Raw genomic sequence first — 12,940 nt, 5'->3', positions numbered from 1 at the left:
GGGTTAAAGATTAATTGCCAATTCTAGGATTTGTACCAAAGGTTGATTAACGAAAAATAGAATCAGCAGACCAACAGATAGTATAGTGTGCAATCCAATAGTAAGGAGAAGGTAAATTGCAGTGCCTTGCCCCATGCCCCGGGAAATATCAAAAGCTGAAATGTTGAAAGCTCCAAACCAAATCAGCACAAATAAAGCACCAAAAGTCAGGATATAGGTAAGCCCAAATCCTGTAACAAAAAGCGTAACCAAAATTGTTGCAGTAAGGAAATCGAGAAAGAAAGTTCCTGCATAAAGATTCACAGCCTGGCTAAAGTGTTCGAGGTTTTTAGCTGGCAGGTAAAGCCAAAGCAGGGCAATTGACTGAACTACCAGAGTCAATAATACCCCAAAAACAAAGAATGAAGCATAATTAGCGCCCACGATTGCAAGTGATGGCATGTGGTGGTAAAAAGCATCAAGCCCTGCATCACTTATTGATGAGTTGGCCAGAATGTAGAATACTATTCCAGAAAAAACAGCATGCATCGCCATTAGAGAAATTCCTCCTGTTATCGCTCTCTCTCTGTAATGAAGGATGTCATCCACAAAAAACCGATGTGCAAGAAAGTACCGTAAAAGCATAGGCCTTAGGTAGGGCAGGGTTTTAAACAAGATAGCTAAAGTAACCCAAAGTAGTACTAACAGTAGAATCATCCAACTCTGTGACTCGCCGGATTCATCGGATTCAGGCAATGGTACTTGCCACTGATTGTTCTCACTATACAATAAAAGGCTTTCTGAGAATTCAGGATAAGAAACCAAAGCTTCATCCAGCCACTTTGAGTTTACAAAGAAGACAAGCCCGGAATTTTGGTTTACTTCTTTACTAAAAATGGTGTTAAAAGAAACAATGTCACTAAAATGGAAAGCAGAGTCTGAATACAGTGTAGCAAAAGGCTTTGTCGGGGCGTTTAAATAGTACCAGTTTTCATTGGCGTAAAAATAAAACTCTTTATTGGACCTGATTGAAAGTGAGTCGAGAATGGGAGAAAAAGAATCCGCAAAATCAGGATGGAAAGTTTGGCTGTTTTTAAGTAGCCCAATTGCTGCTACATTAAGGTATGACCGGTAATAATCGGCAGTTTCGCCAAATTGCTGAAGCAGATTTGTTTGTTTTTGCTGGATCTCGCTTATCGTAAGAAAAGGCTTGTCCAGTTGAACCAGGATTGTAAAAGGCGTATCCCTGAGTAAAGATAAAGTTTCAGTATTAACCGGATGATTCAGCTGTATATAATCGATACCATGAGCCGCATAGATATCCAGTTTGGCTTTTGCTTCTGATGTATCAACTGGATTATCCCATAAAATGCCAAGAGAGGGCTGCTGTGCCACACTTTTCACTGAAATCCCCACAAAGAGGAATATGAAGCTTAACAGAAAAAGATATGTGGCCTTTGCGTTCACTCAGGCTGCAACTTCAGCTCCGTAATACTCAGTCAGCGTAGTTTTCTGGATAGGACGTGCAATTAATGTGGCTGAAGTAGCATCCATGACTTCTACTTCTACATAATCACCTGGTTCAAAATCCTTACGATCGAAAACACACATTTTATTGGTGTCGGTACGTCCGCTCATCTGATCATCAGATCGCTTGCTGGTTCCTTCTACTAATACAACATGCCGGCGTCCGATTTCATCCTGGTTTCTTCTTTCCTGAATGTTCATTTGCTGATTTATAATTTCCGTCAGACGACGCTTTTTGACCTTTTCCGGTACGTTATCTTCATATTTTCGGTAGGCCAGGGTCCGCTCGCGTTCCGAGTAAGCGAACATGTAAGCGAGGTCGTATTCAACTTCAGCCATCAGGGATAGTGTTTGCTGATGTTCCTCCTCAGTTTCATCACAGAAACCTGCAATGATATCCGTGGAAAGTGAAACACCTGGTATGATGGACTTCATGTTGCTGATAAGCTCCAAATACCCCTCTCTCGTATAAGGTCTGCGCATACGCTCCAGCATGCTGTCACTGCCAGCCTGAGCTGGAATATGAATGTAGTTGCATAGATTCGGTCGTTCTGCAATTAAATGCAGCAGATCGTCCGGGAAGTCTTTCGGATGGGGAGAAGAGAAGCGGAACCGCATTTCCGAATCTACTTTACTTGCTTTGTCCATCAATTTTGTGAACGTGTTTTCTCCATCCAGGTAGGAGTTCACATTCTGCCCTAACAGAGTTACTTCTTTATATCCTTCGTCGCTAAGCTGTTTAATTTCTTTAAGGATGGATTCCATCGGACGACTGCGTTCACGTCCACGGGTAAACGGTACCACACAGAATGAACACATGTTGTCACAACCACGCATGATAGAAACAAAGGCATTCACTCCATTACCAGTGGTTCTGACAGGAGCAATGTCGGCATAGGTCTCTTCCAGTGAGAGCAACACATTTACGGCCTTACGTCCGTCTTCTACTTCCTGCAGGAGGCGGGGGATATCACGGTAGGCATCAGGACCAACAACAATATCTACCAGATGCTCCTGCTCGATGATTCTGTCCTTGATGCGCTCGGCCATACATCCCAACACGCCCACTGTGAGCTCACCATTCTCTTTTTTTATGGATCGGAGTTCTTTGAGTCGGTTCCAGACTTTGGTTTCTGCATTTTCACGGATAGAGCAGGTATTTACCAGAACTACGTCTGCACTTTCTGCTTCATGAACAGGCTGCATGCCTTCTTCAAGTAAAATGGAATTCACGATCTCAGAATCCGCAAAATTCATCTGACAACCGTAAGTCTCTATATAAAATTTCTTGTCTTTCACTGCGCTAGAATTTTATGAATTCAAAATATACAAATTATTCATCCGAAGGACTATCAGGCCAAACTTCCGGGTGATCTCTCCAGCTTGAAAGCAGATCCAGATCATCTCCATCAATAACACCCTTTTCAACGGCTACGTTAACCAGTGTTTTGTAGTCGGTGAGAGTATAGACCGGAACGTTGACATCACTGAATTTTTTAGAAGCTTTATCGAAGTCATATGTAAAAATCGAAAGTACAGCATCCACTTTTGCCCCCACAAACTTCAGAGCTTCAACTACTGAAATTGCCGATCCGCCAGTTGAAATCAAATCTTCAATTACTACGGTAGACTCTCCTTTTTTAACGCCACCTTCAATTTGGTTACCCATGCCATGTGCTTTCGCCTTGGCCCGTACATACGCCATCGGTTTATTGAGGTTTGAGGCCACCCAGGCTGCATGTGGAATCCCGGCTGTTGCTGTACCGGTAATAACGTCTACATCAGAAAATTTTTCCTGGATGATTGATGTGAATTCATTTTCAATTTCATTTCGTATTTCCGGATATCGCAAGGTAAGCCGGTTATCGCAGTAGATAGGAGAGTTCCATCCTGATGTCCACGTGAATGGATCATTGGGGCGAAGAACTACGGCGTTAATTTCAAGCAAATGAGCTGCCAGCTCACGTGCAAATGAGTTATTGAGTATCATAAGTCTTTTAAATTCTGTTATTGGTACCGCTGCGATGAGTGAATTTTATACCATCCCAAATATATTTGGCCAGACAAAAATAAGGGTTTTTAAGCACAGAAGCGCATACAATCCTGCTAATAAATCATCAACAAAAATTCCCCACCCTCCGGGCATATCCTGCATCTTTTTTACTCCTAATGGCTTTAAAAGGTCAAAAAAGCGAAAGAGCACAAAACCCGTTAACAGAATGATAATATGATCTTCCGGATTACCCGTTAATCCTATAGTTAGAAACGTGAGCGATTGACCGGCCCATTCATCCATCACCAGCAAGCCCGGGTCTTTGTCATATTTTTCTTCAAAGTAGCCAGCTACCCATATGCAGATCAGGCAACTCACCGTTACGATAAGTAAAATCAGCCAGGTTGAGTTAAGCTGAAGAATAAAATAAAGGGGAAATAGCATCACAAAACTACCTGCTGTTCCGGGTGTTTTAGGGAATAAACCCGAATAGCATCCGGTTCCAAGAAAAAACTTTAAGGCATTCACGAGTGTTGGTCTTGTGCTTTAAATAATTGGCTGTTGCTCCAAATGTATTCAACACCAGAGTAAACTGTTAGTGCCGTTACGAACATCATGGCATAGAAAAGTACGCCGGAATTAAAGAATTGAGCGGCTAAATCAGCAAACTCAATGTCTGCTTGCTTGAATACTCCCAATAACAAAACGGTGTATAGAAACAGCATTTGCACCATTGTTTTAGCTTTAGCTGTAAACCGGGTTTTCATGGTAATTTTCTTACGTCCTGCATATAACCTGAGTGCAGTTACAAACACATCCCTCACCACAATTACAATAACGGCCCACCAGGGGAATTGGGATACATCCAGAAAAGGAAGGCAAAAGAAGCCTGCAAAAGTGAGAAATTTATCAGCCAGAGGATCGATAAAAACCCCAAAATCACTTTCCAATTCATAATAACGGGCAATTTTGCCGTCAAAATAATCGGTTACAGCTGCGGTGGCAAAAACAGCAACACTGAGCGAGCGCCAGATTAGTTCGTCTTGTATATACATGAACAGGAAAATAGGAGCCAGTACCATCCGGATGGTACTTAATATGTTGGGGATGTTTTTCATCTGCGATAATTCAGTCTTTCAGTGACCGCCAAACTTACTAAGTAATTCAGACGATAACATCATAGATTTTTGAGAGCTGGGCTTAGTTACAAGGTGTTAGATTTAGTATGTATTCTATTCACTAAATCTAACACCTAAAACCTTGTCCCTTTAAATAACTGTGGAAATTGGGTTGGCTAATACGGAATTTACGCCCCATGAAAGCACAGATCATCTCCATCGGCAACGAGCTTCTTATTGGCGATACGGTAAACACCAACGCATCCTGGCTGGGTGAATTTTTGACCGGACTTGGATTTGAAGTTGCTCAGGTTCTGACGATATCTGACGACCTCGATCTTATCAAAAAGTCTATAAAAACATCTATGCAGGAATCAGAGGTTGTTATATGTACAGGAGGGTTAGGGCCTACACATGACGATATGACCAAAAAGGCTGTTGCAGAGTTATTTGAAGTAGGTTATAAGCTTGATCAGAAAACACTGGACTATATTAAATCCATTTTTAAAAAAAGAAATATTCCATTTTCAAAGTCGAATTATAGTCAGGCGGAAGTGCCTGAAAATGCTGAAGTCCTTTTCAATAAGGCGGGCACGGCTCCGGGCATGTGGTTTGAAGCGGGAAGTTATCTCGCTGTTCTTCCCGGTGTACCTTATGAGATGGAGCACCTGATGAAAAAGTGTGTAGCTCCTAAACTAAGAGAGGTTTTTGGGAATATTGGCTTTCTATACTCTCATTATATTAAAACAGCAGGTGTTGGTGAAAGTACACTAAGTGATCAGGTTCTGGGCGATTTATCAGGATATTTTGAGAATGGTGTGAGCCTGGCCTTTTTACCTTCTCCAGGAGGTGTTACACTTAGACTGAACGGGAGCGGTTCAACCAAAGAAGAGGCACAGGAAAACCTTAAAAAACTTACAGAAGTTATTTACCAAAAAGCGGGTAAGTATATTTACGGTGAAGGAAAAGACTTCTCAATCAGTGAAGCCGTTGGGAAATTATTGAAAGAAAGAGGATTAAAAATAGCTGTAGCTGAAAGTTGTACTGGTGGACTTATTGCAAACACATTTACGGATGTGGCCGGAAGCAGTGATTATTTCGATGGTGGTATAGTCTCATATGCAAATCATGTGAAGGTAAAGCAAGTGGGTGTTTCTCAGCAGAGTTTGGACTCTGTAGGTGCGGTAAGTAAAGAAGTTGCACTGCAAATGGCCAAAGGTGTTGCCAAAACTTTAGGTACAGAAATTGGGATTTCAACTACAGGAATTGCCGGCCCCGGCGGAGGGACAGAGGAAAAACCAGTGGGTACCGTTTGGATGGGTTTCTATCAAAACGAAGGTGAACATTTTGCGATAAAAGCTATGTTTACCAAAGATCGACTCATTAACAAAGAAAGAACTAAAATGGTACTTCTGGAAATTACCCGCAGAGTGCTCAAAGGCATTGAAACCATGCCGTATGATCTAAAAAAGCAATTTTCTTGAAGAAACTGACAGGCCTCCATATTATTTTTCTGATGCTTTGGTTTCCTGTGCTGGGACAAGTTTCTGATTCTACGGCCGTAGATTCATCTCAAGTTCAGGTTAGTAACCCAGATTCGCTGAGAACTACCCCCCGGGATACAACCCTGCAGAAAAAGGAAAAGAAACCAGAGCCAGGTCAGATAACCCCGTGGATAGAACATAACACACTTGGTTCCACTCAGATTACCAACGACAGCCTTATGCGCTGGCAAATATGGCCAAATTGGGGAGATTATCAGGCGTATAGGCGCGATGTGATTTCATACAGGCAAGGTACTAATGGTCGTGTTGATGCTTTTCATATAAATGGATATCAGCCTTATGAGCAGCGGCTTGAGATGGAAGGCCTCTCGCTGAATAACCCAATTACCGGACTGCCAAATTACAACCTGATACCCCATCGTAAAATTGGAGTTGCTACAGAGTCATTTGAAGGAAATTACTATTCTGATATTCGGCTACGGGATTATTACATCATTAAACCCATTAGCTATCTGAACTATGATGAAGCGAGTGGTGCTTACCGAAACCTGGAATTTTTGGTAGCCCAGAATTTTTCTGAACAAACCAATTTGGAGCTTTCATATTGGGATCGCAGGGGAGGAGGATATTATCCAAACAGTAATATAGAAGGGAGTCAGGTAGTAGGGCGTGTTTATCATCACCTGAATGACCGCTTTCTGATTAGAGGGATGTACCTGCGAAATCAACTTAATAATGACGAACCATTCGGATATAACGTAGGGAACCCATCAACTTTTCCTTTTGATGAATTTACTTCTGCCCCGAATAGCTTTAATGGTAATTCAGAGTATACAAGATGGGATTTGATTGGAGGAATTTATCACCGAAAAGACACGGCTTCTGCTGAGGATGGCGGATTTGAACTTTCTATAACCAACAACAAAAAAGATCTTCGTTTTACAGGAGATACTCTTGGATGGGAGCTAAGAGCTGTAGGAGGTAATATTTTTAAAGAATTTATCTTTAATGACCTGACAATACGTGGAGAAATAGAGGCGCAAAATTATTCTATAGAAAATAACTCTGCACTCTCAGAAAACTCCTGGAATGAAGTAAATGGAGAAGCTTCCATTGGATATCAAGTTATTACTAACCTCGAGTTATACAGTAAAGCTAGATTCAAAAAACGTAGTGATGGGTATTCAGGTCATGATCTCAGTATAGGAGTGAATTCACTAATTTCGAATAAGCTTAGGGTTAATGTTAGTGCTGCAAGTTATAGCCAAATACCTACCATGCAGGCTTTATACTGGCAATCAAAAAGCTATACAGGAAACGTAGATCTTGAAAATGAGAGCGGGATTTCTACAGCTGGAAGTGTTGACTTTAATCTTATTCCAGGCCTTACATTTGGTGTTTCAGGCAGATTTAAATCTTCCGATAAAGCTACTTTTTTAAATCCTGATAGTTCATTCTCAAATAGTGATAAGATTGAACAGTTGAGCGGAATGGTGTTTGGCCGTTTTGAGAATCATCGGTTTGAAATTGAGAGCTCAGCTGCATTACAGCAGTTTAGATATGAGAATCCTGAAAGTAATCTGGCCGGGCTTAATCATCAAAGTCAGGTTTTATGGCTTAGGAACTCAGCATTTGTGAAAGGATATGTATTTGATCGGGCCGCCTATCTTAAAATTGGCATAAAAACCTTATTATCACCTCTGTTTTATTCAGCCCGAACATACAATACCGAATTAAGCTATTGGCAGGGAAATAGTACCTATCAGGAGCTCCCACCGTTCTTTCGACTGGATGGGGAACTTTCGGCCAGGGTTAGAGGAATAATGGTTGTACTAAGGTGGGAAAATGCGCTTGACGGATTAGGTCAGTCGGGCTACTTTGAAGCAGCCGGATTTCCGATGCCGCCACGACGTTTAATTGTAGGAATAAGAGCACAATTCAGAAATTAATATGAGTCTAAAATACATTGTTAAAGAAGGATTTACAGGAATAAAAAGAGCCAAGCTTGCGGCTACAACATCTATACTTTCCCTGTTTATCGCGGTGCTTTTATTGGGTGTTCTAACAAGGATTGGATTTAATATCTATAGTCAGGCTATGTCTATCAAAGATATGATAGAAGTGGAAGTCTTTTTATTTGATGTAGACGAACGAACTACCAACCAAATCAGGCAGGAGTTAGAAAGTGAGGAATTGGTTAGGGAAGTTATGTATATCTCAAAAGACAGTGCATCAGCTATAATGCGAAGAGAATTTGGAACGGGTGTGGAAGAACTTGCTGAGCTCAATTTTCTTCCGGCTTCATTTCGTCTGAGTGTGGATACAGATGTCGGGGCAGATAAGATAGAAACGATGGTATCTCAGTTAAGAAATTTACGTGGGGTTGATGAAATTGAATACAACGCAGCTTTGCTCAGAGTGATGGAATCTAATCTGAATACATTCACTTTAATTGGCGGAGGTATTGGATTCCTGATTCTTTTGGCAGCCTTGATTCTCGTTTATAATACCATCCGGCTCACCATATATGCTAAACGTGATTTGATACGAGCCATGAAATTGGTTGGGGCCACAAACAAGTTTATCCGAAGTCCATTTATTGTAGAAGGTATTTTGCAAGGGTTGATTGCGGGTACAATGGCAGTTGTCTGTGTATTTTTTATCTTCGAATTTGCCATTCCATTTTATCTCGCTGACTTAGGAACACTTAGCTGGCCATTTGGAAGATGGTACTTTTTAGTAAGTGCTATGGTCGTACTTTCGTTACTAATGGGCTGGTGGGGTAGTCGTTGGGCGGCACGCCGGTTTATACAAGAGACTTATATCTCAGGCTGATCAGATTTAATTTATATAAAACTCATTTATGCAATTTTTAGAACACAAGCCCCTTTTCCTTGTCTTTACTTTCTTATTTATAATCAGTTGTAAGACAACGGAGCCTGTAAGTGAAGTTACTCCCTCTAGCAAGGAAAGCACGTCTCCTTTGGCAGCTGCATTCGATTCCTCAGCAGTCTTTAAAAGTAACTTTACCGGATTTGTTTTATATGACCCGGAAGAGGATACCACGCTTTTTCACAGGAATTCTGATAAGTATTTCACCCCGGCATCCAACACAAAACTGTATACTTTTTTTGCTTCTCTTAAACAATTGCCCGACTCGTTACCAGCTCTTGATTATATCATAAGCGGAGACTCTCTCATTTTTTGGGGAACCGGTGACCCAACTTTTCTTCACCCGGATTTTAATGATTCTACGGCATTTAATTTTCTAAAAGAGAGCCTATATGATCTGTACTACTCGGATAATCACTATGAAGATGAATTACTTGGTCCCGGTTGGGCATGGGGCGACTATCAGTACTATTATTCTACAGAGAAGAGTCCCTTTCCAATGTATGGTAATGTGGCGGAGATTGAAGTTCAGGAAATAAATCAAATAAAGATCGCTGAGAATGAAGATGGATATGTAATAAAGCCTGCATTTTTCAAGTCCCGGATAGAACTTGCTCAGCAAAGACCGGGGAAAGAAACGCCATTTCTGTTCAGAGACTTTAACAGTAATACATTTGAGTATAGCCGAAAGTCGGATACAGTACAGTACACCAGTTACCGGCCATTTCATTATACTCCTGAACTAATCACAAATCTGCTTTCAGATACTTTAAATAAGGATGTGACTTATGTTGACCGTGTCAAGCCAGGTTACACAAACCGGCTGTATGGAATCAATAAAGACACGGTTTTAACAAGAATGCTACAGCCCAGTGATAACTTTTTGGCTGAACAGTTACTGCTAAGTATTGCGGCAGAAAAAAACCTGCCAATGAATTCCAGCAGGGTAATAGCTAAAGTCTCGGAAGAGTATTTCAGTAACTTTTCAAAAGACCCGGTTTGGAGGGATGGGTCCGGGCTTTCCCGTTATAATTTGTTTACGCCTCAGAATATGGTTGAGCTTTTATCTCTGATAGATGCTGAGTTTGCTGATGACTCATTAATGTTCAGGCATTTTCCAGCGGGGGGAGAATCAGGTACAATAAGAAATTGGTATGCACACAGAGAAGGAGGAGAGCCATACATTTTCGCAAAAACGGGTACGCTGAGTAATAATCACTGCCTGAGTGGTTACCTCGTTACAAAAAGCGGAAAGAAGTTGATCTTCTCATTCATGAATAACCATTACGTCAGCTCTTCAAGTGTTGTTAAGGTAGAAATGGAAAAGATACTCTGGTTTATTCACCAAAACTATTAAGCAGTCTGCTTAAGACTCTTTTAGATCAGCTAGTTTGTTGCCGGATTTCTGGCGCTTTTGGCACGCCTCTTTATCGCTGCAGGTTCCAAAGAAGTGTAAGGAATGGCCATCAATGTCCATATCGTGAATTTCGGACAGCATGCGTTGGATTTCACCTACCCGGGGATCACAGAACTCCAGGACATGGCCACATTCCCGGCATATAATGTGATCATGCTGCTGATAAGCATATGCACGCTCGTAATAATACTGACTTTTCCCAAATTGCTGGCGCTGAACCAATCCACACTCAACTAACAAATCGAGAGTATTGTAGACGGTTGCCCGGGATACACGGGTGCCGGCTTCCTTCATACGAAAGAAGATATCATCTGCGTCAAAGTGACCATCGGCAGTATATATCTCTTCCAAAACCATGAAACGTTCAGGTGTTTGACGTTGATTTCGTTCTTTAAGGTAAGAGCGAAATATCTCCTTTACTAAATTTACAGTATCTTCGTGCGCTGGATGTGCCATATTATCAATTAAGTTTCTGCTCTAATATACGATTTGTAAACTTGCTTTTGAAACCCGTGCTTTTGATTTCAAGAGTATTATATTTCGGGTGGAGTTACATACGGAATAAATTAAAACAATATGCCTACAATAGTCCCTTTTGAAACACTGACTGAATTGTTCTTAAATCTTTCCCGGAAGTATGACGGGGCCGATAAAGCCCAGTTTTATTATAAGCCGGATCCCGACTCTGAATATCAACCTATTTACTGGGAACAGGTTACCGATGATGTTTATTCAATTGCAGCCTATCTGGTAGAGAAAGGCATTGAGAAAGGAGATAGAGTAGGAATTTTAAGTGAAAACAGGTACGAGTGGGCCGCTGTTGACCTGGCTATTCAGCTTGTTGGAGGGATTAATGTTTCGTTGTACACAACACTTCCTCCGGGGCAGTGTGAATATATTTTGCAGGATTCCGGAGCAAAAATATTTTTTGTTTCTACAGGACTTCAACTCAAAAAGGCAGTAGAGATTTTCGATAATTGTGACGATTTGGATGAAGTTATTGCCTTCGATGTTCCCAAACTTGAGCACTTGATGGAAGAAAATTATGTCAAAATGTTCGAGGATATGTTAATCGAGGGCGGCAAAAATCTGGAAGAACATAAAGAAGTTATAAAGAAAAGAACGATGGAGGTGGAGCCGGAAGACGTGGCTACGCTTATTTACACTTCCGGAACAACCGGTAAGCCAAAGGGTGCAATGTTGACCCATCATAATATCGTAAGCAATGTTAAGGCTGCTACCCAACATATTTACTGGGACGATAAAGACCGGCTGCTTTCCTTTTTGCCACTTTGCCATTCCTTTGAACGAACAGCGGGCTATTATGCAATGATCTCGTCTGGTGTTGAAGTTTATTATGCTGAAAGTGTGGACACTGTTTCCAAGAATATGCCCGAAGCCAAACCTACAATCATGATAAGCGTGCCGCGTCTTTTCGAGAAGATGTATAATCTGATTGTAAAAAGTGTGGAAGAGGGGAGTGAAACCAAAAAGAAAATATTTAACTGGGCAGTTGAAACAGGCCGCAAATATTCTGAAGGAAAGCGGGGGTTGGTCACTCTGCAAAAGAAAATTGCCGACAAACTCGTTTTTGATAAACTGAAAGAGCGAACAGGCGGACATGTTCGGTTATTTGTTTCAGGTGGAGCGGCACTTCCGCCAGAGATCGATACTTTTTTCCAGTGTGCGGGTATGAATATTCTACAGGGGTATGGGCTTACGGAGACATCTCCTGTAATGGCCGCCAACAAACCGGGCCAGGAGAAGGTTGGTGCTGTAGGAACAATTATTCCCGGGGTAACGGTAGGTATTCAAAGTCTTCAGGATGGACGGATGCTTGCACAAATTAGCGGAGAAGACTATCCAAGTGAAACCAGTTCCGAGGCTGGAGAAATTCTTTGTAAAGGTCCTAATGTAATGAAGGGATACTGGAATAATGAAGAAGCGACCAGGGAAATGATTGACGACGATGGCTGGCTGCATACGGGTGACGTTGGTAAGTTCGATGAAGGTTTCCTCAAGATAACAGATCGCATTAAGCATATGATTGTAAATGCCGGAGGTAAGAATATCTATCCGGGACCTATTGAGGATCTTTTTAAAACCAGTAAGTGGATAGATCAGATTGTAGTTGTGGGAGAAGCACAAAATTATATGGCAGCTATCATTGTGCCCGATTTTGAGGTATTGGGAAAGTTTGCCAGGGAGCAGGGACTTTCATTTTCAAACAATGAAGAGCTTATTGAGCTGGACGAAGTGAAGGATATCTACAAGAAAGAAATCCGGTCTTTTTCCAAAGAGCTTGCTTCTCATGAAAAAATCAGAGACTTCCGGTTAGTTCCTAATGAGTTCACGGTAGAGACTGGAGAAATTACACCAACCCTCAAAGTTAAACGCCGGGTTATTTCAGATAAATATGGTCATTTGATAGACGATATTTTCAAAGATGACAATGATTAATTGAATTTGTCTAACCAAAAAAGGCCTCCAGTTGGAGGCCTTTTTTGTG

11 protein-coding genes are annotated in these 12,940 nt (G+C 41.4%); 5 read left to right on the top strand and 6 right to left on the bottom strand.

Going from position 1 to position 12,940, the window contains the following annotated elements:
• Positions 1 to 3: 3 nt before the first annotated feature.
• The 5 genes from RIB15_RS14460 to RIB15_RS14440 all read right to left on the bottom strand — a co-directional run bounded on the left by RIB15_RS14460 (position 4) and on the right by RIB15_RS14440 (position 4,617).
• Positions 4 to 1,374, bottom strand: coding sequence for a hypothetical protein (locus RIB15_RS14460; protein WP_350202881.1), 1,371 nt, complete (start codon positions 1,372 to 1,374; stop codon positions 4 to 6).
• 72 nt (positions 1,375 to 1,446) lie between these two features.
• Complete coding sequence (gene miaB / locus RIB15_RS14455; protein ID WP_350202880.1) at positions 1,447 to 2,805, bottom strand: tRNA (N6-isopentenyl adenosine(37)-C2)-methylthiotransferase MiaB; 1,359 nt, start codon at positions 2,803 to 2,805, stop codon at positions 1,447 to 1,449.
• Positions 2,806 to 2,839: 34 nt separating this feature from the next.
• On the bottom strand, positions 2,840 to 3,496 hold the full coding sequence (pyrE, locus tag RIB15_RS14450) for an orotate phosphoribosyltransferase (RefSeq protein WP_350202879.1): 657 nt from the start codon (positions 3,494 to 3,496) through the stop codon (positions 2,840 to 2,842).
• A 45-nt stretch (positions 3,497 to 3,541) separates the two neighbouring features.
• Positions 3,542 to 4,027 (bottom strand): phosphatidylglycerophosphatase A family protein, encoded by a 486-nt coding sequence (locus RIB15_RS14445; RefSeq protein ID WP_350202878.1) that lies wholly within the window; start codon positions 4,025 to 4,027, stop codon positions 3,542 to 3,544.
• Complete coding sequence (locus RIB15_RS14440; protein WP_350202877.1) at positions 4,024 to 4,617, bottom strand: CDP-alcohol phosphatidyltransferase family protein; 594 nt, start codon at positions 4,615 to 4,617, stop codon at positions 4,024 to 4,026. The genes RIB15_RS14445 and RIB15_RS14440 overlap by 4 nt, the downstream gene beginning before the upstream one ends.
• A 197-nt stretch (positions 4,618 to 4,814) precedes the next feature.
• On the opposite strand from RIB15_RS14440, the gene RIB15_RS14435 reads away from it, so the two are divergent.
• The 4 genes from RIB15_RS14435 to RIB15_RS14420 are packed head-to-tail and all read left to right on the top strand — an operon-like array spanning position 4,815 to position 10,371.
• Positions 4,815 to 6,101, top strand: a complete 1,287-nt coding sequence (locus tag RIB15_RS14435) for a competence/damage-inducible protein A (RefSeq protein WP_350202876.1) — start codon at positions 4,815 to 4,817, stop codon at positions 6,099 to 6,101.
• A complete protein-coding gene (locus tag RIB15_RS14430) occupies positions 6,098 to 8,071 on the top strand; it encodes a putative porin (RefSeq protein ID WP_350202875.1) in 1,974 nt (657 codons plus the stop codon). Before RIB15_RS14435 ends, RIB15_RS14430 begins: the two co-directional genes overlap by 4 nt.
• Position 8,072: 1 nt before the next feature.
• A complete protein-coding gene (locus RIB15_RS14425; RefSeq protein WP_350202874.1) occupies positions 8,073 to 8,957 on the top strand; it encodes a cell division protein FtsX in 885 nt (294 codons plus the stop codon).
• Between the two features lie 28 nt (positions 8,958 to 8,985).
• Positions 8,986 to 10,371 carry a D-alanyl-D-alanine carboxypeptidase/D-alanyl-D-alanine-endopeptidase gene (locus tag RIB15_RS14420; protein WP_350202873.1) on the top strand — a complete coding sequence of 462 codons (1,386 nt, stop codon included), beginning with the start codon at positions 8,986 to 8,988 and terminating at the stop codon, positions 10,369 to 10,371.
• A 9-nt stretch (positions 10,372 to 10,380) separates the two neighbouring features.
• Here the strand turns inward: RIB15_RS14420 and RIB15_RS14415 are convergent, their stop codons facing one another.
• Positions 10,381 to 10,887, bottom strand: coding sequence for a Fur family transcriptional regulator (locus RIB15_RS14415; RefSeq protein WP_350202872.1), 507 nt, complete (start codon positions 10,885 to 10,887; stop codon positions 10,381 to 10,383).
• A 120-nt stretch (positions 10,888 to 11,007) separates the two neighbouring features.
• Between RIB15_RS14415 and RIB15_RS14410 the strand changes: the two genes are divergently transcribed.
• Entirely contained in the window at positions 11,008 to 12,891 is a 1,884-nt protein-coding gene (locus tag RIB15_RS14410; RefSeq protein WP_350202871.1) for an AMP-dependent synthetase/ligase, read from the top strand.
• Positions 12,892 to 12,940 lie beyond the last annotated feature (49 nt).

The sequence above is a fragment of the Gracilimonas sp. genome, assembly GCF_040218225.1.
In the GTDB taxonomy this organism is placed as follows: domain Bacteria; phylum Bacteroidota; class Rhodothermia; order Balneolales; family Balneolaceae; genus Gracilimonas.
Note: the sequence above shows the minus strand (reverse complement) of the source record. Positions and strands in the feature narration are given on the sequence as shown.